The sequence below is a fragment of the Bacteroides sp. An269 genome (assembly GCF_002159755.1).
Taxonomy (GTDB): Bacteria; Bacteroidota; Bacteroidia; order Bacteroidales; family Bacteroidaceae; genus Phocaeicola; species Phocaeicola intestinalis.
The window spans coordinates 1-23,600 of record NZ_NFJG01000066.1 but is presented as its reverse complement, the minus strand read 5'-3'; the positions used below and the strand labels follow the sequence as shown (position 1 = coordinate 23,600).

Genomic DNA, 23,600 nt, shown 5'->3' with positions numbered 1-23,600 from the left:
GGGGTGGAAATCATACAGCCGGTCAAGAAGCCCAAAGGGAAAGAGCTTTCCAGGCAGGACAAGGAATACAACAAGAAAGTTTCCGCCATCAGGGTGCGTATAGAACATGCCATAGGAAGCGCGAAAGTCATGCGCATCCTCAAAGACGAGTGCAGGCTCAGGGCAAACAACTTTGTAGAAAACATCTTTTCCACATGTATGGCACTGCATAATCTCAGAATTAAAATCAACCCTTGGAACTATCATAACTAATTTACATAAACTCTATTATATAATTAGGGCCTTTCTAAAAAAAGCCCTTGAAAAAATCCGAAGCCATCACTATTAAATCCAAATTATTGTGTGTACATTTGCATCGATTTTATACCGAGTTTGAAATGGACAGAAACATCATTAAATATATAAACGTAAACGGTCAACTGATGGACTTGTCGCATCCGCAAGTAATGGGTATATTGAATGTAACACCCGATTCTTTTTTTGCTGGAAGCCGCAAGCAGAATGAAACGGATATAGCTGTGCGTGTGCATCAGATAGTGGATGAAGGCGGAAGCATAATTGATATCGGCGCTTATTCTTCACGTCCGAATGCCGAGGATGTCAGTCCCGAAGAAGAAATGAGACGGCTGCGTTTCGGGCTTTCCGTTATCCGGCGTGAACTGCCCGAAGCTGTGGTTTCTGTAGATACGTTTCGTGCTGATGTCGCGCAGATGTGTGTGGAGGAATATGGTGTGTCCATCATTAACGATATTTCTGCCGGTATGATGGATGCTGATATGTTTCCTACAGTTGCCCGCTTAGGTATACCTTATATTATTATGCACATGCAGGGCACACCGCAAACCATGCAGACTCATCCGCATTATGACAATGTAGTGAAGGACGTGATGTATTACTTTTCTGAAAAAGTGCAACGATTGCGTGATTTAGGGGTGAAAGATATCATTCTCGATCCGGGATTCGGATTTGGGAAGACATTGACACATAATTATGCATTACTCAGCCAATTGGAGGAATTCAGCATTTTCGAGTTGCCCATATTGGTGGGAGTCTCACGCAAATCTATGATATACAGACTGCTGGGAGGAGAACCGGAGGATGCACTGAATGGTACGACTGCCATCAACACCATTGCCTTGACAAAAGGTGCCGACATTCTGCGTGTGCACGATGTAAAAGCTGCCGTTGAAGTTGTGAAAATCGTTTCTGCCATGCAACACCCCACTTTCATCACTCCATCTTAACCAGTTATTGCCATGCCTTTCAGTTTTACCATCCTAACCATTAAAGATGTCATTGACATCCTGCTTGTAGCTTTTTTGCTTTACAAGACTTATAAATTGATGAAGTCGTCAGGCTCTATCAATGTGTTTACCGGTATTTTGGTGTTTATCGTGATTTGGGTCATCGTGTCGCAAGTGTTACAGATGCGTCTGCTTGGTTCTATCTTTGATAAACTGGTCAGTGTGGGAGTGATTGCCATCATTGTTCTGTTTCAAGATGAAATTCGTCACTTCCTGCTTTCATTAGGTTCTCGTCACAGTACGAATAGTCTGCTCCGTTTTTTCAAAGGCAAGCAGAAAAGCGATGGAGGAAAGGAAGACATCATGCCCATTGTCATGGCGTGTCTTAATATGAGCAAAGGAAAGGTAGGTGCCCTTATTGTGATGGAACGTGACTTTCCGTTAGACGATATCGCCCGAACAGGTGATATCATTGATGCCAGTATCAATCAACGGCTGATAGAAAATATTTTCTTCAAGAATAGTCCTTTACACGACGGAGCTATGATTATCAGCCACAAACGTATTGAGGCTGCCGGTTGTATCCTGCCCGTATCGCATAATCTGAACATACCGAAAGAACTTGGGTTAAGACACCGTGCTGCTTTGGGTATCTCGCAGGAAACCGATGCCATGGCTATCATTGTGTCGGAAGAGACGGGAGGAATTTCCATCGCTTATCAAGGGGAGTTTCATTTGCGCCTCAGCGCAGAGGAACTGGAACGGATGCTTACGGAGGCAACAATGCAATGACGGGCGACCTAATCTCGTTCCTGCATTGGCGGAATGCGGAATTCATAAAAAAAGTGTCAGATGCATGTTGCGAAGATACACAACTTATGCATGTCTGACACGGTGCTGTGGAGAAGATAATGGATTATCTTATTTAACGAGTTCTTTCGCTTCCAGCGGTTGGTCGGTGGTGAGGTAGTCCACTTTCAAGTCGATAAGTTTCTGCATATCGGCCGTTTCGTCCACCGTCCATGCGTTGACCTTCATGCCCAGGTCGTGCGCTTCCTTCACCCATTCGGGGTGCTTGTCGAATACCTTATAATAATAGTCGATGCCGGTCATGCCTTTCGCCTTGATGTCTTTGGGGGCGATGTCGCTTTTCAGGTAGGCGATTTCCGAACCCGGAGTCAGTTTGACCAGCTGTTCGCATACATGCATGCTGAATGAAATGTATTCCACTTGTTTTTCCATACCCATTTCTTTCACCATTTTGACGCAATCGGCAGAAATCCGATTTTCTTGTGCTTCTGTCTTATGAGGTTTTATTTCGAGGATGAGTTGGATGTCGGGCAATTGCTTGCCGGCTTTCAGGTAGTCTTCCAGCGTGGGAAGAGTTTCGCCGTTCTTCAGTTTCAGGTCTTTCAGTGTGGCATAGTCGGTTTCGGCAATCGTATAACCTCCGATGGTGTCATCATGATTCACAACAACGATGCCGTCTTTGGTCAGTTGCACGTCGAATTCTGAACCGTATACTTGGGCTTCAGCGGCTTTCTTCAGTGCTGTGATAGAGTTTTGTGCAGAGCCTTCTGCCTTCCAGAATCCGCGGTGTGCGATGACCTGGGTCTGTGCTTGTGCCGCCAATGCGAAAAGTGCGCAGGCGCAAGCGAGGAAAAGTTTTCTTGTTTTCATGTTTGTTTTATGGTTTTTATTGTTAGGTGACTAGGTGTTAGGTGACTAGGTACTAGGTACCATTGTCACGACTATTTAAGCCTAGTCACCTGGTACCTAGTCAACTCTTAAATCAGAATGCGTATCTCAAGCCTATCTGGAACTGGTACGGTGTACCGTTCAGGCTCGACACGCCGGTGTTCGGGTTCACGTTATATACAAACTGTTTGGTATCTTGGTCGAAGCTCTTGATAGAGTAGATGTTCTGCTTGCCCAAGGTGTGTCCGGCACCCCAGTCTTTGTTCAGCAGGTTTGCCACATTGAAGATGTCGACCGACAATTCCAGGCTATGTTTCTTGTACAGGTTGAATTTCTTAGCCAGACGCAAGTCAAGTGTACCGTAGAATCCGTTTACGCCACCGTTGCGTTCTGCCACTTTACCGAAACTCTTGCGGATGTAATCTTTCGTGCTCTGTTCCACTTCGGGATTGTTCAGGATATCATTGATTCCTTCGCGTAAGTATTCAGGAGTAGCGGGATCATTCGGGTCGTAAATATAAGCCAAATCATTGGAATTAACAAAGTCACCGTTCAGGTTTCCGCCTACAGCCAGCGAGTATCTGGTTCCGCCGATGCCCGAGAAGCGTGCGCCGATGCTGATTCCCCAGAAGGTAGGAGCCGTACCATAAACCACCACTTTATGGCGGAACTGGTTATTCGAGTAAGTCATCTTGCTTAAGTCACGCGGGTCATCCACTACCATTTGCGAGAGGGTTGCCGAGTTTGCCACGTTTCCGTTGTACGAGGTATTGTCTTTTGTATCGTTCCAGGTATAGCTTACCGAGAGCTGTCCATCCTTGAAGTATCTCCACGTTCCTTCTACCACGAAAGCAAACTGGTTGACTTTTCCTTCGCTCACCATTTCGAGCACACGACCTACCTTGTTGGTCTTACGTCCGTTTGCCCAATGCAGTTCTCCATCGGTCGGATCAATGCTTTCAGCTGGTACGTAAACGCCACGGTTGCCTTCGGCGGTAAGGCGGAAATAAGGCTCGTCTACCATATTGCGGTCTACATACATGTAGTTATTACGTCCTAAGGTCATATATCCTCCTACGGTCACTTTCAGACGGTCGTTGAAGAAGTGGGTGTACGAGACATTCGCTTTATAGATAACCGGCACTTTACAATCTGCCCCGTTCAAGTTGATGGTAGAGAGCTTTTCGATGTTAGGGTTATTAAACAGTTCTGCTCCCGGTGCTTTAGAAGGGTCTTGACGATAAGCAGGAAAATCGGGGCGGAGCAGGTTTAGCAGTTCATTATAGTTCTTGTCTCTAGGATCTAACTCAACATCTATAGAAGCGGTACGTGTCCCGTCAAATACCATGTTGTTGATCATCGCATAGTTATTGATATCCGAGGCAAAGATACCTCCGCCCAAGCGGATGATATCTCGGTGTTTGTCGTTAATATCCCACGTGATTTGCAAACGGGGCTGCACTTGGAATGTAGAAAGCCCATTATCGGTACGCAATCCCAATTCATCGTAAACGGTCTGGTTGAACGTTCCTTTATTGAAATAGGTGGCGTTATCCAAGCGGAGTCCGGCGATGATTTCGAATCCGGGGAACGGTTTGGTTTGCAATTGAGCGTAAACGCCTGCATTCATGATGTTTTGCATTACCCGGTCGTTATCCGTCAGATAGAGTTCGCGTACATAACGCGAAGGAGTCAAGCTCTCGAATGCGTCTATCCCGTTGAAGTAGAAGCGTCCGTTGGTTTCGCTTCCGTAGCGTGAGTTCATGTGGGTGTACATCAGATCTACACCGAAAGTATAATTGATGCGTTTTGTGTTGTAGTAGAAATTGTCTACCAATTGAAGCACGTGGTTGTAGAAGTTTTCGGGACAATAACGCTGGCCGCCTAACTGAATATCTGTATGTACGGTTTTGCCGTTTACGGTAGAAGCTACGTTCTGTACGATTGCACGTGGAATGTTGGCGGATGGCAGTTCATCGCCCGGCATCGATTTCTCTAATGTATAAAGGTGTTGCACTTTCAGTTCGTTCGTGCCTCTCGGACCTACTACCGAACGCAGGGTGGCCAGAGCACTGTTGTTTAACGAATGTACGTTTCCATACGATTCATACATTGTGATGCTGGTGTTGTCACTCAATCCCTGATTGTTCATGTCGTTCACAAAGTTATCAGTGAAAGTCAGGAGGTTGGTGGCATTGATTTGCCAGTCTACGCGGGCAAATACAGCATCCGTGCTTTGTTTCTTGTCGAATGCCCCGAATTGTGGTGTGTTTGCCACACCGTATTTGTCACGTGCGATTTGCAGGAAACGGTCGCGCGTGTCCGTGCTCAGGCTGTATCGTTGTTCATCAGTTGCATTATGGATGTCGGCGATATAGAGTGGACGAGAGTCTGCTTGATGATCCCACGTGATGAAGAAATGTGCGCGGTCTTTTACGATGGCGCCACCCAATGAGGCTCCGAACTGATACGTGGAGAAGTCGTTATCGCGTTTGTTTCCACGGATGTCGTATGGGCTGGATAGCCAATTGGCACGTCCGTACACAAAAGCACTACCTGTCAAGGTGTTGGTACCCGACTTGGTTACGGTGCTCACCGTACCTCCTCCGGCACGTCCGTTGGTTACATCGTATTGGTTGGTTACCACTTTGAATTCGCGAATGGCTTCCATTGAGATGGCGTAAGGCACTCCGTTGCGGCTTGTCGTACTTCCTCCCGAAGTAGGGTTCTTGGCCGTCATGCCATCGATGGTATAGTTGGTAGAAGACGCCAGCTGGCCCGAAAGGCTCGACCCGGTGCTGAGCGGCGAGAGGTCGACTAATGAGGTGAAGTTACGTCCGTTCACCGGAAGCTTCTCCAAGTCCTGTTCGGTCACCGAAGTAGCCGAGCCGGTTGTGGCAATGGTATTCTTTAAGGAGTTGGCAACCACCTCCACGGCTTCCATGGTAATGGATTCTTCTTTCATCTGGAAATCGATACGCACCTGGTCGCCTTGGTTCAGGGTATATCCGCTTTTCGTCTGGTCCCCATATCCGATGTAGGACACCTTAATTGTGTACGGACCTCCCAACGGAAGCTGTTTGATGGTGTATTCACCGTTTTCGTTCGTGATAGAGCCTGTGCTGAAGCCTGTTGACTCGTTTCTTACTTGCACAGTGGCACCGATGACTCCCAGATTGGTTTCGTCGGTCACAATACCCGTAATAACGGCACGGTCATCTTGGGCAAACAAGTATCCCGGCATGATGAACAGGATACAGAGAAGCAATAACGCTTGCTTGATTTTTGTTGTCATAATCTTTAGTTAAGTGTTTGTTAAATTGATGCAACAAAAGTAAAGCAGGCGTATTACATCTCCATGACCGATGTGTAAAGAAACCGTGTGATTTGTGTTACGTGGATATTACATGGTGCGAAAAGAAATTTGCCAAAAGACACTCTCAAACGAACATAAGTGATAAGACCGACTTACTTATGTGGGATGACTGAGTTACTTATGTGAGACTGCCAATTCACTTATGTTCATCAAAAAGCATGCTTGAATGCTGTCTTTAAAGTATAAAAGCCAATGCTATATAGCTGCATCGTTTGTAAGATTAATAATCTTACAAACAAGGCAGCTATGTGAATTAATGCTGCGAGAAGTATAAAAGCTATTCTATCATGTAATGTTTTCTATTAATCGGGTATATTGCAAGCTTCAAATGCTTGTGCCAGATCTTCCAACAGGTCATCAATATGCTCAGTACCGATGGAAAGCCGGATGGTAGCTGGCGTGATGTGTTGCGTTTTCAGCTCTTCAGGCGAAAGCTGCGAATGGGTGGTAGTGGCAGGATGAATCACCAGGCTTTTCACATCCGCTACATTTGCCAAAAGTGAAAAGATTTTCAGTGAATCGATGAAACGCCATGCTTCATTTTGTCCGCCTTTTATCTCGAAAGTAAAGATACTTCCACCACCTTGTGGAAAATAGCGAAGATACAGTGCATGGTTGGGATGTGAAGGTAGGGAAGGGTGATTGACTTTTGCCACCATGGGGTGTGTTACAAGGTATTTTACTACTTTTAGGGCATTGGTCACATGACGCTCTACGCGCAGTGACAAGGTTTCAAGTCCCTGCAACAACAGGAAAGCATTGAAAGGTGAGATGGTTGCTCCCGTATCTCGGAGCAGGACAGCCCGAATGCGGGTGACAAATGCTGCTTCTTTTGCCACATCGGTAAAAATGTTTCCGTGATAGTTCGGGTCGGGAAGAGTCATTGTAGGAAAGCGGTTCGGATAGGCTTTCCAGTCGAAACGTCCGCTGTCTACAATGATTCCGCCCAGCGAAGTACCATGGCCACCGATAAACTTGGTAGCGGAGTGAACCACTATGTCTGCTCCATGCTCGATGGGACGGATAAGAAAAGGAGTACCAAAGGTATTATCTACAATCAAAGGTATTCCGTGACGGTGTGCTACTTCTGCCACAGCTTCTATGTGGGTAATATCCGAATGAGGATTGCCGAATGTTTCTGCATACACCGCTTTTGTTTCGGGACGAATGGCAGCTTCCAGCGCATGCAGGTCGTTGATGCGGATAATGGTATGTGTAATTCCCTGTTCTGCAAGCGTGTGTGTAATCAGGTTGTACGAGCCTCCATAGAGGTTATCGGCTGCTACCAAATGGTCGCCTGCATGTAAAATGTTCTGCAAGGCGTAAGTTACTGCTGCAGCTCCAGAGGCTACAGCCAAAGCTGCCACTCCTCCTTCAAGGGTAGCCATGCGTTCTTCCAATACTCGCTGGGTGTCGTTGGTGAGACGTCCGTAGATATTTCCGGCATCGCGCAAAGCGAAGCGGTCTGCAGCATGTCGGCAATCGTGGAACACATACGAAGCGGTCTGGTAAATGGGAACGGCACGTGCACCAGTTGTGGGATCGGGCAATTCTTGTCCGGCATGCAATTGCAACGTTTCGAAATGAAGTTTAGTCTTGTCCATTGTTTTTTTATAAAGATTATTGAGAAACTGTTTTGAATTTCTTCTAAATATTTTTCTGCAAAATAAGTAATTCTGGAAATAACAATCAATGTTTGTCCTTTATTTGGAAAATCTATCTATATTTGTATCCTAAAATAGAATAACTGCACAATGTAATATTCCAAAAGGGATATAAAACAGAATAGAATTCTTTTATGGAAACATTAGATAAAATAGATTTGCAGATTCTTCGTGTTTTGCAAGAAAATGCCCGGCTTACGACTAAAGAACTTGCCGCACGGGTCAGCCTGTCATCTACTCCAGTGTTCGAACGTCTGAAGCGGCTGGAAGCAAATGGATACATTAAGAAATATATGGCGATAGTAGATGCTGAAAAACTTCACCAGGGGTTTATTGTTTTTTGTAAAGTGAAGATGACTCGTCTTAACCGTGACATTGCCCAAGATTTCAGTCGCATTGTGCAAGGGATTCCAGAAGTGACCGAATGTTACAACATTTCCGGAAGCTATGATTATTTGCTAAAAATCCATGCCAAGGATATGAAACATTATCAAGCATTCATACTTAATGTCTTAGGTACTATTGAACATCTAAGTTCACTGGAAAGTGTCTTTGTGATGGATGAGTTGAAACATACATACGGTATTCATTTTTAAAAACAAGGGAAAGGCTGTTTTTTAATGGAGAGTTGCAAAAATCCGTCATGAGTCAAAAAACGAAACCGTTTCTAAGAAACTCTAATTTTTACAAATGAATATTGCAAACAGTCAATACATCTCCCTAAAAATGAATAGAGACTTTATCGGCAAATGCAGTACTACTGCATTTTTATACGGTCAGATTGGCAAATTGCGGACATTTAATGTGTATGCAAAATTAAGAGCCTGTTTAAATTTTCCAATAAAGTAATATTCTATCAGGTTCTTTTTCGTTTGTTCCCGGTCTGTTTTCCCGATTTTATTCGTCAGATAGCCCGCTATCCTCCTCATATAATCAGAAAAACATCCTCGAAAACAATTCGCAAAATTAACCTGAGCAAAATTTAAACAGGCTCTTAATGATATTTATCAGAAACGCAGATTTTATACAAACTGATTTTCAACATCTACTTAATTTTATATACCATAACATGAGTAATACATTAGCCCCTTTTGCACGTCCGCTTTACATTATGTTAAAAGCTGGAGGTGCTTTATGTAATCTGAGATGCGATTATTGCTACTATTTGGAAAAGCAAAACTTATATCCTCAAAAAAATGTTTCTATTATGAGCGATGAATTGCTGGAAAAATTCATTAAAGAATATATCCAGTCGCAAACCACGTCTCAGATACTATTTACTTGGCATGGTGGAGAACCTTTGATGCGTCCATTGAGTTTTTATCGGAAAGCTTTGGAGTTGCAACGTAAATATGCACAGGGTCGCATAATAGACAATTGTATTCAAACCAATGGCACGTTATTAAATGATGAATGGTGTCGTTTTTTTCACGAGAACGGCTGGCTGGTAGGCGTTTCGATTGACGGTCCTCAAAAATTTCACGATGCTTATCGGAAAACACGAGGAGGAAATCCTTCTTTTTCCAAAGTAATGAACGGCATTCATTTACTGAATAAACGGGGTGTAGAATGGAATGCTATGGCTGTCGTAAACAACCTCAATGGAGATTATCCATTGGAATTTTATCATTTCTTCAAGCAGATAGGATGCCATTATATTCAATTTGCTCCTGTTGTAGAACGTATCACACATCATAGTGACGGACGTTATTTGGCTTCTGTGGATAAGACTGGCAAAGAAAATTTGGCAGCTTTTTCCGTATCGCCTCTGCAATGGGGAAACTTCCTTTGTGCCATTTTCGATGAATGGGTGCAAAATGATGTAGGAAAGTATTTCATTCAGTTATTTGATGCGACCCTTGCTAATTGGGTGGGAACCAGTCCGGGAGTATGCACACTGGCTCCGATATGTGGACATGCGGGAGTAATGGAATTTAACGGTGATGTCTATTCGTGCGACCATTTTGTTTTCCCACAATACAAATTGGGAAACATTCGTGAAAAGACGCTTGTAGAAATGATGTATGGAGAACAACAACGGCAATTTGGCTTGGCTAAACGTTCAAGCCTGCCACATCAATGCAAGGAATGTCCTTATCTTTTCGCCTGTAACGGAGAATGTCCCAAAAACCGTTTTTGCTTGACTTCGGACGGAGAATATGGATTGAATTATCTTTGTCCCGGATTTTACAAATATTTTGCCCACGTGGCACCTTATATGGACTTTATGGCACGTGAATTGACAGCACAACGTCCTCCTGCCAATATAATGGAAATCCTTCGAACCAAGCCTTCGATATTCTGATTACTGGTTAATTTTGGAGGAGTGCCAGTTTGACACCTCTCCAAAAAACAGTAAGAAGCTGTTTTGAATTTATCGTGCGATGATTTGGGATGAGTTTTTGAGGCATTTTTGCTTCTGTGATGAGGAAGATAGCGGGCTATCTGACGAAGAGCAGGAGCGGAAAGGACCCAAAAATCGCCCAAAGCACACACGAAAACGGATACATCAAGCCAAGAAAAACTTTTTGGAGAAATTCAAAACAGCTTCTAAATTCACCTTCGGGGAATATCTACCGAATCTTCGGCTTTTCCGTTCAGCCAGCGCGAGAAGAAGTCTACCATGCGCCAGTAGAAATACTCGTCCATATCGCCGAAGCCGTGACGCTGGCCGGGGAGGATAAGCATCTCAAAGCGTTTGTTGGCACGAATCAACGCGTCTACTACGCGGATGGTGTTTGCCGGATGTACGTTGTTGTCGATGTCGCCGTGTACCAGCATCAGGTGTCCTTTCAGCTGTTTGGCTATTTCGGGATTTGTCGCTATCTTGTACACAAAGGTCGTGTCTCCCTTTTCGGTAATCTCTTCTTTTACGCCGTGATGGGTCTCGCTCCACCAGCGGTTGTAGATGCGGTTATCATGATTCCCGGCACACGATACGGCGGCTTTGTAGAAATCAGGATACTGAAGGATAGCGGCGGTAGACATGAATCCGCCTCCCGAGTGCCCGTGAATGCCTACGCGGTCGATGTCGATGTATTTGTAGCGTGCCGCCAGTTGCTCTACCGCTGCCTTATGGTCGGCAAGGGGATAGTCGCGCATGTTTCCGTATCCGTAGTTGTGATACCATTTCGAGCGGCTGGGATGTCCTCCGCGCTGTCCTACCGAAATCACGATAAAGCCAGCCTGCGCCAGGCGGTCGGTGCGTACGCTCATGCGGGTAAATGGATAATAGACCGCTTCTACCTGCGGACCGGGATATACGTAGTCGACTATCGGATAGACTTTGGTCGAATCGAAATTATAAGGCTTGTACATCACGCCATAGAGGTCGGTCACACCATCGGCAGCTTTTACCGTAAAGAGTTCGGGGAACTGGTAGCCTGCGGCAAAAAGCTGGGAGAAATCGCTTTCCTGCAAATCCATCACCTTATTTCCGTTGCGGTCTATCAGGGCAGCATTCGGAACGGTATTTACCCGCGAATAATTGTCTACGATGAAACGCGCATCGTCGTCCATGTCTGTTTCGTGGAAGTATTCGCCTTCGGTCAGCCGTTTCAAGCCGCTTCCGTCGGCATTCACTTTATACAAGTGTTCGTAATAAGGATTTTCGTTCGCTTCGCGTCCGTTGGCGGTGAAGTAGATGGTACGGGTGGCAGGGTCTACCTTTACGACACGCTCTACGTGCCACGGTCCTTTGGTGATGCGGTTTTTCAGGTTTCCTTGGTCATCATATAAATAAAGGTGTGCCCAGCCGTCTCGCTCGCTCCATTGGATAAACTCTTTCCCACCGTTGAATACCTGAATGGGGCGTGTTTCCTGATAGGTGTTCATCCGTTCTTTTACGATGGGGACGATGGAGTCTTGTCCGATGGTGTACGTACATACATCGATGCGGTGCAGGTCGCGGCTGCTGCGGGTCAGGAAGAAGCGGTTGTTGTCGCCCTGCCATACATCGGGGATAAATTCGGCATCCCGCTCTTTCATCTGATACGGACGGTTTTCCAGCATCAGTGTCTGGTTCTTCCATGCTGCCGTACGGATTTCTTTCCGGGTGTTCGTGGTCATGTCGAAGATGTACAGGTGGTCTTCGGGAGCATCCATCTCGCCCGGCATCTGGTAGCGGTAAGTCTCCAGCGTGGGACGGGGCGAAGCCGTGGAGTTGATGACCCACAGGTCTTTCACCTTGCGTTCGTCGGTCACTACGGTCACGAAATGTTTCGAGTCGGGCGACCAGTATCCCCATACGCCCCGGCGTTTGCCGTTGCACAGGGTATCGGTATTCAATATGCTGTAAGGAATGCCATAGCCGAAGTGCTCGCTTCCGTCTTTCGTCAACTGGATTTCTACAATCGTACTGTCCTTCTCGTCCTTTTGCGCCTTGCGGTAATCGGCGATGCTCATGCGGTAGAGGTTGCAGTCCTTGGCATATACCACCGTTTGTCCGTCGGGAGAGACCGATGCCCAATCCAGCCGTTTCGGTTCCTTGGCTTCTTCGGTCAGCAGGGTCAGCTTGCGTGTCGGATAATCGTAGGAGAAATAGAATACTTCCTTTTCGGGGGTGTCTGCCTTTTTCTTGTCATCCTTCTTCGGCTTCTTGTCTTGCGAAGAGGTTACTTCGAAGGTAAAGGTACGTCCGTCTTCTTTCACTTTCAGGTTTTGGATGGGCAAATGGCGTGCCTCGAACGGGTCGTGAACGATTTCGGTAAGTTGGGATGCCAATTCATCGCGGTCGAAAAGCGGAGTCTTCCGGCGTGCGTCGGGGTCGATTACATACCACGATGTGCCTTCGCTGGTTTTGTATTCGAACCAGAAATCGTTTCCGGTCGGGAACCAATGCGGGTCGACTTTGGTAGAGAACAGCATCGTGTTCAGTTTTTCTCGTGTGAATTTCTCTGCCTGAAGGTATTCGGGCAGACGCTCTTGGGCAACGGAAGGCATTGCCTGAAGGGCAAGTCCCAAGAGCATGAGGGATAAAATGCGTATTTTCATAAACTCTGCTTGTATTAAAATTTATTTCAAGCCCCAAAGATACGAAAAATGCAAGTAAGTGTATCGGTTTTGCGGATATTCAAATAAAGAATCACACTGATTTTTCGCAATCCATTTCCAATTAACTACATACAGTCAAGTTGTTTTGAGTACGATATTCCTTTGGGGTACATCCTACTTTTTTCTTGAAGAAGCGCAGGAAGTGCTGCGGATATTGGAATCCCAACATGTCCGCTACCTGTTTCGTGTTCATCTTGGGGTCAAGAAGAGCACTCTTTGCGATTTCCGCTATTTTGGATTGGATAAGTTCATGCGGGCTCTTGCCTGTTTCTGATTTTACCAAATCGCCAAAATAGTTGGGAGAAAGGCAAATTTTTTCAGCAAAATATTTCACGGTGGGAAGCCCTTGCAGGCGTGCCGTGCCGGAATCCCAATACTCGTCCAGCAATTGCTCGAAACGGATAAGGACATCGTTGTTCAGCACTTCGCGCGTGACGAACTGACGTTCATAAAAGCGCATGCAATAATTGAGCAGCACTTCAATGTTGGAGATTATCAGCGGTTTGGAAAACCTGTCGATGGGGTGCTTCAGTTCATGGGCTATCTTGTTCATATAATCCTGTACGATGACACGTTCGTCCGCAGACAAGTGCAACGCCTCATTGGAAGCATACGAAAAGAAACTATACTGTTTCATTTTTTGTGCCAATGGGGTACGGAACAGAAAATCGGGATGAAACAACAGTGCATCGGCTTCAGGCACAGGTCCCTCTTCGATACGGTGGATGCTGCCGACTTGTATAAACCCAAGAACGCGGCAGGCAAGCTCCCAGCCATCGCGGTCAGTGGACCGTTCGGGGCAGTGAAAGAGCAGGCATCGGGACTGTATGCGCAGACATTGGCAGAGCACGGTTTCCTGACCATTGCTTTCGACCCCTCTTTTACCGGAGAAAGCGGCGGGCAGCCCCGTAGTGTGGCATCGCCGGACATCAACACGGAAGACTTCAGTGCGGCGGTAGACTATCTGTCCACCCGTGACGATGTAGACCCGGAGCGCATCGGCATACTCGGCATCTGTGGCTTTGGAGGTTTTGCCATCAACGCGGCGGCTATGGATACGCGCATCAAAGCGACGGTGGCTTCCACGATGTATGACATCTGTCGGGGGACGGCAAACGGCTATTTCGATGCCAATGACAATGCGAACGTCCGCTATGAAATGCGCAAGCAACTGAATGCCCAACGGACGGAAGACTATCGCAACGGCACGTACAAGCGCACGGTGATGAATCCCCAGCCTGCCGATGACGCGCCACAATTTATGAAGGATTATTATGACTATTATAAAACGAAGCGTGGCTATCACTCCCGTTCCATCAATTCAGGTCTGGGGTGGAACGTCACTTCCTCGCTTTCACTTCTCAATATGCCCATTTTGGCTTACAGCGATGAAATCCGCAGTGCCGTATTGGTGGTGCATGGCGAAAAGGCACATTCGCGCTATTTCGGTGAGGATGCCTTCAAGAAACTGAAAGGTGACAACAAGGAATTGTATATCGTGCCGGGAGCCAGCCACACCGACCTGTACGACAACCTGGAAAAGATACCGTTCGGCAAGATAGTCGAGTTTTACAACCAATACCTGAAGTGATATGAAACGGTTGATTTACTGCTGTGGAGTGGCTATTTCCCTCCTTTTTACGGCAAATGCCCTTATTGCCTGCTCGGACGATGACCCGATGGAGGAAAGGACGGAAGTCCCCGCTCCGCCATCTGATGAAAATGAGGGCGATAATGAAGGAAACAACGATAACAATAACGGTGATGACAATGCATCCATGGAAAGAAATATTATAATTTCAGTAAACGGAACATCGTTTGCCGCTACGCTGGCAGACAATGAGGCTGCACAGGCTTTTGCAGCCATGCTCCCCCTTAGGCTGGATATGAGCGAGATGAACGGCAACGAGAAATACCATTACTTATCGGAAAATCTGCCTACGGACAGCTATCGTCCGGGGACAATCCAGACAGGCGACCTGATGCTTTACGGCTCGTCTTGCGTCGTCTTGTTTTACGAAACTTTTTCGTCCGGCTATAGTTACACACGCTTGGGGCAGATAGACAATCCCGAAGGGCTTGCCGCAGCCTTGGGAGGTGGAGATGTAAGCGTAAGGTTTGAAGTCCGGTAATACCTGTCGATGATTTGTGTATTCTTTGTTGCGCCGGATTTGTGCTCCGGCATAACAAAGAAAAGAATATTATCAACCTTTCTCATCCGTTTTTTTATTTCTCCCCGAAATCGTTGCTTCCGTATTTGAATTAGAAACTATTTTGAATTTATCGTGCGATGATTTGGGATGAGTTTTTGAGGCATTTTCGCTTCTGTGATGAGGAAGATAGCGGGCTATCTGACGAAGAGCAGGAGCGGAAAGAACCAAAAAATCGCCCAAAGCACACACGAAAACGAATACATCAAGACGAGAAAAACTTTTTGGATAAATTCAAAACAGTTTCTTACATTTGCTCATGCTTTGACCGTTTTCCGGCGCAACACGAAATAAAGCCCCAGTGCGATGAAGGGAATGCTCAATACCTGCCCCATGTCGATGGGCATGGCATTCTCGAAATCCACCTGACGCTCTTTGAGGAACTCGATGAAGAAGCGGAACGTAAATATCAGGGTGATGCAAAGCCCGAAATAGAAACCTTTAGGGGCAGTGTCTTTCCGCTTCCGGAATATCCAGACCATGATGCCGAAGAATAAGAAATAGGCAAGGGCTTCGTAAAGCTGGGCAGGATGGCGGGGCTGGGGGTCGACCTGCTCGAAGACAAACGCCCAAGGAAGATTGGCCGGCATGCCGATGATTTCGGAATTCATCAGGTTGGCAAGGCGGATGAAGCCTGAAGCTACCGGTGCGGCAATGCCCAACATATCGAGTATGTCCAAGTAGTGCATCTTGGTTTTCCGACAAAAGAAATATAGGGCGATGATCAATCCTAACGTCCCTCCGTGGCTGGCAAGTCCGGCATAACCCGTAAATATCCAGTCTCCGTTGGGAAGAAAGCGGACAGGAAGCACGATTTCCAAGGGATGTGCCAGAAAGTAGGAAGGGTCATAGAATAAGCAATGACCCAACCTGGCACCCACAAATGTACCTACCATGCAATATACGAACAGCGACTGGTAAGTATCTATCGGAAATTTCCTCACTTGATAGAGCTTGTACACTACTTGGCAAGCTGCCAGAATGGCAATCATCCAGAAGATGCTATACCACCGAAGTCCGAAATTTCCGATGTGGAACAGTACGGGGTCGGGATTCCAATGAATGTAAAGCAGGTTCATCTATTTTCCTTTATATTTATATTAGAAAATAAAGCGCATCACATCGTTGAAGTTCGCCCAAATGAGGAGGGCAAGGAGCAGGAACATGCCTACCATCTGCGCATATTCCATAAACTTGTCGCTCGGCTTGCGGCGGGCGATGATTTCGTAGAGCAGGAACAATACGTGTCCGCCATCGAGCGCCGGAATAGGCAAGATGTTCATAAAGGCGAGGATGATGGAGAGGAATGCGGTCATTTCCCAAAAACGTTGCCAGTCCCATACCTTTGGGAAGATGCTTCCGATGGTACCGAAACCTCCCAGACTCTTGGCTCCTTCGGCGGTAAAGACATACTTCATGTCGTTGGCATATCCTTTCAATGTATTGATTCCTAACATAACACCTGCTGGAAAAGACTGGAAAAAGCCATACGACACATCGGTCACTTTATAATCGATCAAGCCTCCGTAGGCGTTTACCTTGAAGCTGGCATCCGTCTGTACATTGACTGTATCCCGTATTCCGGCACGTGAATAAACCAATGTGAACTCGCCCGAAGTCTTTTCCTGCAATTCGGCGTTCAGTTGAAGGCGGTTCATCTGGTCTAAGAACTCGTTCCAAGAATTGATTTCCGTACCGTTGAATGCTACAAGTGAGTCTCCCTTTTGGATGCCTGCCTGTGCAAATCCTCCTCCGGCTATGACCGAATCCACTACATTCGGCTGGAATACGGATACGAACATCGGACTCTGTTGGGCTACATCGAGCAGGCTCAGTTCGGGCATCAGGATTTGTTTCTCTTCTCCATCGCGAAGCACGGTCACTTCGTGCGCTTCGACGATGCTCCGAATCATGTCTCCGTTGAAGCGGGTTAATTCCTCACCGTCGGCACTTAGGAGAATATCCCCGTCACGAAAACCTATCTCTTTTGCCAGTTCATTAAATTTCATTCCATACGTCATGTCCTTCAGGGCAATGTACGAATCGCCCCATGTAAAAAGAATCATGGAATAAATAAACAAGGCAAGGATGAAGTTCATCAGCACTCCGCCCACCATTACCAGAAGCCGTTGGCCTGCAGGCTTCGAGCGGAATTCCCATGGCTGAGGCGGCTTTTTCATCTGTTCGGTATCCATTGATTCGTCAATCATACCGGAAATTTTGCAATACCCTCCCAAGGGTAGCCAGCCTATACCATACTCCGTATCGCTATGTTTGGGCTTGTATTTGAACAAGGCAAACCACGGGTCGAAGAAAATATAAAACTTCTCTACCCGTATCTTAAAGAGGCGGGCAAAGAAAAAGTGTCCTCCTTCGTGCACAATTACCAGCAGCGAAAGGCTGAGAATGAGTTGGAGAGCACGAATCAAAAATGTTTCCATATCGTTTTCTTGTTTTTAATTTTTTAGTTGGCAAGGTGAAAAGGACGAGTTGACAAGGTTTTGGAATGTTCTCCCAAGGTATTTTAAGCCTTGTCACCTTGTTGTCTTGTCACCTTGTCATCTTGTTTATCACTAATTCTGCGGCAATGCGCCGTGTTTCGGCATCGGTAGCCACATAGTCTTCATACCTCGGGCGCTGGATAAACGGCACGCGTGTCATGGTTTTCTCGATGACCTCACTCATGCCGAGGAACGAAATCTTGTCTTCCAGGAATGCCGCCACCACCACTTCATTGGCGGCATTTACGATGCAGGGCATGTTGCCTCCCTGATGCAGTGCCTCGTATGCCAAAGCCAAGTTGCGGAAACGTTCCGTGTCGGGCTTCTCGAAAGTCAGCGTATTGTATTTGGCAAAGTCCAGCCGCTCTCCCGATAGGGAAACCCGCTTGGGATAAGAGAAAGCGTATTGGATGGGCAGACGCATATCGGGCACGCCCAACTGGGCTTTTACCGCTCCGTCCTCGAACTCCACCATCGAGTGGATGACCGACTGGGGATGTACTACTACCTCAATCTGTTCGGGGCGCACGCCGAAGAGCCATTTGGCTTCGATTACTTCGAAGCCCTTGTTCATCATCGAAGCCGAGTCGATGGTTATCTTGGCTCCCATGTGCCAGTTGGGATGATGCAAAGCCTGCGCCTTGGTGACCGTGCGGAGCTGGTCGATGGTGTACGTGCGGAACGGGCCACCCGACGCGGTAAGAATCACCTTCGATACAGGATTGTTCACCTCCAGGCATTGGAAAATAGCCGAGTGTTCCGAGTCTACCGGAAGAATAGGGGTATGATATTCTTGTGCCAGAGCATTGATAATCTCACCCGCTACGACCATGGTTTCCTTATTGGCAAGGGCGATGGCCTTTCCCGCACGGATGGCATTCATTGTAGGCAGCAGACCGGCATAGCCCACCATAGCGGTTAAAACGATGTCAATCGGTTGGGATTCTACAATCTGAGCCAGTGCGTCTTTTCCGGCATACACTTTTACGGGTAAGTCGGAGAGTGCTTCTTTCAGTGCCGGATATTTGTCTTCATTGGCTATCACAACGGCTTCGGGCTGGAACTCGCGTGCCTGTCGGGCAAGCAAATCCACCTGATTGTTTGCCGTAAGAGCATACACTTCGTACAGGTCGGGATGCTCCTTGATGACTTGCAAGGCTTGTGTCCCGATAGAACCTGTAGAACCTAATATCGCTATTTGCCTTTTCATATTTCCTATTAGACAATTTACAAATTACTATTTACTTGTTTCTTCATTCTTGGTTCATTCACGTTCATACTTTTAAAAATCGTAAATGTTCCAATCGTAAATTTAAAACACAACGTATTGTTCGGGATTGACCGGATTCCCTTTATGCCATAACTCAAAGTGCAGGTGGGGCTTGTCGTCCTTGTCTATGGCATCACCTACCAAGGCGATTCCTTCTCCTCCTTTTACCTTGTCGCCTTCGCGTTTCATCAACGAATTGCAGTGTTTGTACACCGAGATGAAGTTCTGCGGATGCTGTATCTGGATGACGTATCCCCACGTGGGTGTATAACCGGCGAAGATGATTGTGCCTTCCAGTACGGACAGTATCGTTTCATTCGGGCTTGCGGTCAAATCGACTCCATAATGGCGGTTGTCCGGATTGAAGTTCGTAGACATCACGCCCCGCACCGGACGGTAGAAAATCAGTCCGGCAGCTCCCTCTTCAGTAATTGCCGTCAGATTATAACGTTCTTTTTCTTCGTATTGTTTTACAAACTCTTCTTCTTCCTTCGAGCGTGCTATCAGTTCTTCCTCGCGCAAGTCGGTCAGCGAATCGATAGACTGCACCGTATCTGCCTTTACCTGTCCGCTTAAAATGTCGCGGATATTCATCACATAGCGGTTTTGGCGTTCGAGTGCAGCCTGTAGCGAATCGGCACGCAGGGCATTTGCCACTACCTGTGCACGCACTTCACTGTTCATGTAGCCGGGCAGATAGTTGCGCAAAGGCGTAAAGACGATTATGGCTGCAGCAATGCAGAATATCACCGCACACGACACCAGCAATACCGACAATCCGTTCAATTTCGAAACGTGAATCCCCACGATCTCCTCCAATGTGTTCTCATTGACGATACTCAGCTTGTACTTGAACCGGATGTTATGCCAAAATGCCTTGCGCGCTTTTTTCATACCTTACTCCTTATTTATTTTATACCTTATATATATTAAGGTTCGATTAATCCGTCGGGCACGTTTACTTTCATTACCTTCTTCTCCCGGTCTAAACCGATGATAAACTCTTCGTGGGCAGGCAATAAAAGTTCTTCTCCGTCTTTCTCGATGGCGAACAAGACATTGAGGGTGGTATCGTCTACATTCGTTATCTCTCCCAAATAGCCGTGATGCACATCTTCTACCCGGAAACCGATAAAGAAGTTCCAGGAAGTCACGTCCTCTTGCTCGTCCATGAATTTCTTGGGGAAATACACTTCTACGTTGGTGAACCTGCGTGCCTGCTCGGCGGTATCGATGCCTTCGAATTTCACCAGTGCCACCGTATCGGAACGGAAACGGTATTCTTCCATGAAGAACGGAACCAGGATGCCGTCCATGAGCAAGATAAGGTAATCGCAATCCACACGGTCGAATATATCATCGGTAAAGGTGAAAGACACTTCTCCTTTTATGCCGTGCGGCTTGTTGATGACACCGATTTTAAAAACTTCTTCCTTTCTTATCATACGCTTTATTCAATACGGGTGATACGTGCGCCCAAAGCCAACAGGCGTTGTTCGATATATTGGTATCCGCGGTCTATCTGTTCGATGTTATGGATACGGCTGATGCCTTCCGCATCGAGTGCGGCTATCAACAGGGCGATGCCTGCGCGTATATCGGGCGATGTCATGTTGCCTCCGCGAAGCCGGAACGTACGGTCATGTCCGATAACTACCGCGCGGTGCGGGTCGCAAAGGATAATCTGGGCGCCCATGTCGATGAGCTTGTCCACGAAGAACAGGCGGCTCTCGAACATCTTCTGATGAATCAGGACACTCCCTTTGGCTTGGGTGGCAACTACCAGCATGACGCTTAGCAGGTCGGGGGTCAGTCCGGGCCAAGGCGCATCGGCTATGGTCATAATCGACCCGTCGATGAACGATTCGATTTCGTAGTGTTCTTGGCAAGGTACGAAAATGTCATCGCCATGTTGTTGCAGGCGGATGCCCAACCGGCGGAAACTGTCTGGGATGATTCCCAGATTCTCGTACGATACGTTTTTAATGGTAATTTCACTTCCTGTCATTGCTGCCATACCGATAAAACTGCCTACTTCAATCATGTCTGGCAAGACACGGTGTGTACATCCTTTCAATGTCTTTACCCCTTCGATAGTCAACAAGTTCGAAGCTATGCCTTCGATATGTGCTCCCATGCGGTTCAGCATCCGGCAAAGCTGCTGAATGTATGGCTCGCAGGCAGCATTGTAGATGGTGGTCTTCCCTTCGGCAAGCACTGCTGCCATTACGATGTTGGCGGTACCTGTTACCGATGCTTCGTCAAGCAACATATAGGTGCCTTTCAATCGCTTGGCCAGAATGCGGAACGTACCCCTTTGATTATCATATTGAAAATCAGCTCCCAGTTTCTGGATTCCCAAGAAGTGTGTATCCAGCCTGCGTCGTCCGATTTTATCTCCTCCCGGCTTGGAAATGACCGCACGTCCGAAACGTGCTACAAGCGGTCCTACCAGCATCACCGAGCCACGCAAGCGCGAACACCGCGCCAGGAAATCGTCGCTTTCCAGATAATCGAAGTTGACAGCATCGGCACGGAACGCATATGTATCCGCATTCTGCTTTTTTACCTTTACCCCCATATCTCGAAGCAGCTGGATAAGGTTGTTTACGTCCAATATATTCGGAATATTGCTGATAATCACTTCTTCATCGGTCAGCAATGTGGCACAAATAACCTCCAGCACTTCGTTTTTCGCTCCTTGCGGGATAATTTCGCCGTGCAGTTTATGTCCTCCTTCAATTACAAATGATGCCATATAGTCTTCTGGTTTTCAATACTTCCTTTTTTGCTGGTTATTGTTTCTCTGTTGGTTGTTATTGTTCATTTGGCGTCTGCGGGGCATCGTGCGTTGTTCTACCAATTGCACATCATCAATGGTCAATTTGATTTTTTCTCCTGAAAGTTCATACAAATCATCCAGTATTTTCTGGTTTTCCATACCATCCTTGTTGTTCCAGTTCTGGTAATCTTTTTTCATGTGATTGGCAATCATTTGCAAAAGACGCTTACGCTCTTCCCCTTCCGGATAATCGACAGCTATGCGAATCAGGTTCTGTATATAGCTGCCATAGTGCCGGTAACGGATACGATGTTGTGGGTAAGGAATGCGGTCGGGTTTGATTTCCAGGCTTTCCTTTTTTACTACCTCCACCGGATAATCGATATCTAGCTTGAAATCGGACATAATGGCAAGGTGGTCCCACAATTTATGATTGTTATCATTTGCATCACGCAAGTAAGGAAACATGCCTCCCATGATGTTTATAATCGTATTGGCACAGCGTTGCCGCTCTTTGCGGTCTTCTATCGTCAAAGCATAGTCTACCATGTTTTGTACGCTCCGGCCATATTCCGGTAGCGGCAATCTTCGTTGTTGGGTATTATATTCCATATTTTTTAAGTTAGGGACTAGGGTTCATGTTCTAGTTGGCTCGACTCTTAATATACTTATAAGCATCGGACCGACTCATTTATAATAATTTTTTGGGCTTTGAAGCCACAAATTCCTTCAGGTAAAAAGGTTCAAAATAGGCTACATCCTTAAAATCTTCGATAGCCATTGCCTTTTCAGCCAAAGGGAACATCCATTTGGCTAACGGATAGATCTTTTCGATGAAATGTGCATTGGGGTGTGTTAGCTTTGTCCGGCACTTTTCCGCACCGTTTCCAAAGAAATATACGGGATGATCGGCAAGCAATTCTGCATATGAATGCTCGTCAATCACATCTGCTCCGGTAGGACGTACGACTCGCAACGCACGGTCATAAATAGTAGCATATACCTCCATACGACGCGCATCAATCATCGGGCAAAGCAATGCATCGTCTGGCAATTCGTGGCGAAGTAATACCGGTACACACATCACTTCCAGTGTAGGAAGTCCGATAAGAGGTACTCCACGTCCGTAACACACTCCTTTGGCCATCGACACACCTATACGGAGACCTGTGTACGAACCTGGCCCGCAGCTTACTGCTACCGCATCTAACGGTATGGCATGGCTTTCAACAAATGATAACGCCCGGTCTACATATACGCCCAAAGTCACGGCATGTGAAGGCCCGTTGAAGTCTTCTTCCGAATAAATACATGCTCCGTCCTGGCTGACGGCAACCGAACAGACCTCTGTAGAGGTCTCAATATGTAAAATGCACGACATAAATCTATTATTAAGTACGAGTGTGCAAATATACAATTATTTTTTGAGTTTGTAAGTTTTTGAGTTTGTAAGTTTTTGAGTTTGTGTCAGGGGAGTGGCAATTATGGATGTTCTTTTAGCTAAAATAAATGATATGCGAAATGAAGATATATTTAAAGTCTGTTTCAGTCAGCTTCGTGGCCTATAGCAGTTAGTTGGATTGGCTTATGAATATATCTTCGTTTTTCCGGTTGGGTTGATTGTGTCTTGCAAACTTGGGAATTCTCTCTCAGGGCTGGAAGTGCCTCAAAAGCTCATTCCCAATCATCGCACGTAAATTCAAAACAGTTTCTTCTATGTTGTAATCCAAATATCCAGAGAATTTTTTTATTTTATTAAAGGTTTTCATTAGCTTTGTAATCAAGGAGTTGAAGAGGATGCAA

At 46.5% G+C, this 23,600-nt stretch carries 19 protein-coding genes and 1 pseudogene; 7 read left to right on the top strand and 13 right to left on the bottom strand.

The window, feature by feature from the left end; all coding sequences use genetic code 11:
- The 3 genes from B5F71_RS12435 to cdaA form a co-directional block, all read left to right on the top strand.
- Positions 1–252 (top strand): transposase family protein (locus tag B5F71_RS12435; RefSeq protein WP_143269898.1); only part of this gene is annotated, 252 nt, incomplete at its 5' end.
- A 125-nt stretch (positions 253–377) separates the two neighbouring features.
- A complete protein-coding gene (gene folP / locus B5F71_RS12430) occupies positions 378–1,244 on the top strand; it encodes a dihydropteroate synthase (RefSeq protein WP_087210791.1) in 867 nt (288 codons plus the stop codon).
- Between the two features lie 12 nt (positions 1,245–1,256).
- Positions 1,257–2,036 carry a diadenylate cyclase CdaA gene (gene cdaA, locus B5F71_RS12425; RefSeq protein WP_022040031.1) on the top strand — a complete coding sequence of 260 codons (780 nt, stop codon included), beginning with the start codon at positions 1,257–1,259 and terminating at the stop codon, positions 2,034–2,036.
- Positions 2,037–2,165: 129 nt separating this feature from the next.
- On the opposite strand, the gene B5F71_RS12420 is transcribed toward cdaA, so the two are convergent.
- The 3 genes from B5F71_RS12420 to B5F71_RS12410 all read right to left on the bottom strand — a co-directional run bounded on the left by B5F71_RS12420 (position 2,166) and on the right by B5F71_RS12410 (position 7,922).
- Positions 2,166–2,924 carry a glycerophosphodiester phosphodiesterase family protein gene (locus B5F71_RS12420; protein WP_087210787.1) on the bottom strand — a complete coding sequence of 253 codons (759 nt, stop codon included), beginning with the start codon at positions 2,922–2,924 and terminating at the stop codon, positions 2,166–2,168.
- Positions 2,925–3,036: 112 nt separating this feature from the next.
- Positions 3,037–6,237, bottom strand: coding sequence for a carboxypeptidase regulatory-like domain-containing protein (locus B5F71_RS12415; protein ID WP_087210784.1), 3,201 nt, complete (start codon positions 6,235–6,237; stop codon positions 3,037–3,039).
- 383 nt (positions 6,238–6,620) lie between these two features.
- A complete protein-coding gene (locus B5F71_RS12410) occupies positions 6,621–7,922 on the bottom strand; it encodes an O-acetylhomoserine aminocarboxypropyltransferase/cysteine synthase family protein (RefSeq protein WP_022040232.1) in 1,302 nt (433 codons plus the stop codon).
- 194 nt (positions 7,923–8,116) lie between these two features.
- Here B5F71_RS12410 and B5F71_RS12405 point away from each other — a divergent pair, with 194 nt between their 5' ends.
- Both B5F71_RS12405 and B5F71_RS12400 read left to right on the top strand, forming a co-directional pair.
- On the top strand, positions 8,117–8,578 hold the full coding sequence (locus B5F71_RS12405; protein WP_022040231.1) for an Lrp/AsnC family transcriptional regulator: 462 nt from the start codon (positions 8,117–8,119) through the stop codon (positions 8,576–8,578).
- A 473-nt stretch (positions 8,579–9,051) separates the two neighbouring features.
- Positions 9,052–10,287 carry an anaerobic sulfatase-maturation protein gene (locus tag B5F71_RS12400; protein ID WP_087210781.1) on the top strand — a complete coding sequence of 412 codons (1,236 nt, stop codon included), beginning with the start codon at positions 9,052–9,054 and terminating at the stop codon, positions 10,285–10,287.
- Positions 10,288–10,538: 251 nt separating this feature from the next.
- On the opposite strand, the gene B5F71_RS12395 is transcribed toward B5F71_RS12400, so the two are convergent.
- Both B5F71_RS12395 and B5F71_RS12390 read right to left on the bottom strand, forming a co-directional pair.
- The gene (locus tag B5F71_RS12395; protein WP_087210778.1) at positions 10,539–12,974 is read right to left on the bottom strand and encodes an alpha/beta fold hydrolase; all 2,436 of its coding nucleotides are present in this window, start codon (positions 12,972–12,974) and stop codon (positions 10,539–10,541) included.
- A gap of 121 nt (positions 12,975–13,095) precedes the next feature.
- Entirely contained in the window at positions 13,096–13,671 is a 576-nt protein-coding gene (locus B5F71_RS12390) for a helix-turn-helix domain-containing protein (RefSeq protein WP_087210776.1), read from the bottom strand.
- A gap of 90 nt (positions 13,672–13,761) precedes the next feature.
- On the opposite strand from B5F71_RS12390, the pseudogene B5F71_RS12385 reads away from it, so the two are divergent.
- Both B5F71_RS12385 and B5F71_RS12380 read left to right on the top strand, forming a co-directional pair.
- Positions 13,762–14,625: pseudogene (locus tag B5F71_RS12385) on the top strand (alpha/beta hydrolase); the annotation flags it as partial.
- A 1-nt stretch (position 14,626) separates the two neighbouring features.
- Positions 14,627–15,166 carry a cyclophilin-like fold protein gene (locus B5F71_RS12380; protein WP_087210773.1) on the top strand — a complete coding sequence of 180 codons (540 nt, stop codon included), beginning with the start codon at positions 14,627–14,629 and terminating at the stop codon, positions 15,164–15,166.
- A 335-nt stretch (positions 15,167–15,501) separates the two neighbouring features.
- On the opposite strand, the gene lgt is transcribed toward B5F71_RS12380, so the two are convergent.
- The 8 genes from lgt to tsaB form a co-directional block, all read right to left on the bottom strand.
- The gene (gene lgt / locus B5F71_RS12375; protein WP_087210771.1) at positions 15,502–16,323 is read right to left on the bottom strand and encodes a prolipoprotein diacylglyceryl transferase; all 822 of its coding nucleotides are present in this window, start codon (positions 16,321–16,323) and stop codon (positions 15,502–15,504) included.
- 21 nt (positions 16,324–16,344) lie between these two features.
- Positions 16,345–17,685: an RIP metalloprotease RseP gene (gene rseP / locus B5F71_RS12370; protein ID WP_087210768.1), complete on the bottom strand. Its 1,341-nt coding sequence runs from the start codon at positions 17,683–17,685 to the stop codon at positions 16,345–16,347.
- Positions 17,686–17,794: 109 nt separating this feature from the next.
- Positions 17,795–18,955: a 1-deoxy-D-xylulose-5-phosphate reductoisomerase gene (locus tag B5F71_RS12365; RefSeq protein ID WP_022040222.1), complete on the bottom strand. Its 1,161-nt coding sequence runs from the start codon at positions 18,953–18,955 to the stop codon at positions 17,795–17,797.
- Positions 18,956–19,057: 102 nt separating this feature from the next.
- Positions 19,058–19,909, bottom strand: coding sequence for a M23 family metallopeptidase (locus B5F71_RS12360; protein ID WP_013617466.1), 852 nt, complete (start codon positions 19,907–19,909; stop codon positions 19,058–19,060).
- Positions 19,910–19,944: 35 nt separating this feature from the next.
- Positions 19,945–20,460, bottom strand: a complete 516-nt coding sequence (rimM, locus tag B5F71_RS12355) for a ribosome maturation factor RimM (protein ID WP_087210765.1) — start codon at positions 20,458–20,460, stop codon at positions 19,945–19,947.
- Between the two features lie 5 nt (positions 20,461–20,465).
- On the bottom strand, positions 20,466–21,773 hold the full coding sequence (murA, locus tag B5F71_RS12350) for a UDP-N-acetylglucosamine 1-carboxyvinyltransferase (protein ID WP_087210762.1): 1,308 nt from the start codon (positions 21,771–21,773) through the stop codon (positions 20,466–20,468).
- 15 nt (positions 21,774–21,788) lie between these two features.
- Positions 21,789–22,409, bottom strand: coding sequence for a DUF4290 domain-containing protein (locus tag B5F71_RS12345; protein WP_022040219.1), 621 nt, complete (start codon positions 22,407–22,409; stop codon positions 21,789–21,791).
- Positions 22,410–22,488: 79 nt separating this feature from the next.
- Complete coding sequence (tsaB, locus tag B5F71_RS12340; protein ID WP_022040218.1) at positions 22,489–23,178, bottom strand: tRNA (adenosine(37)-N6)-threonylcarbamoyltransferase complex dimerization subunit type 1 TsaB; 690 nt, start codon at positions 23,176–23,178, stop codon at positions 22,489–22,491.
- Between the last annotated feature and the right edge of the window lie 422 nt (positions 23,179–23,600).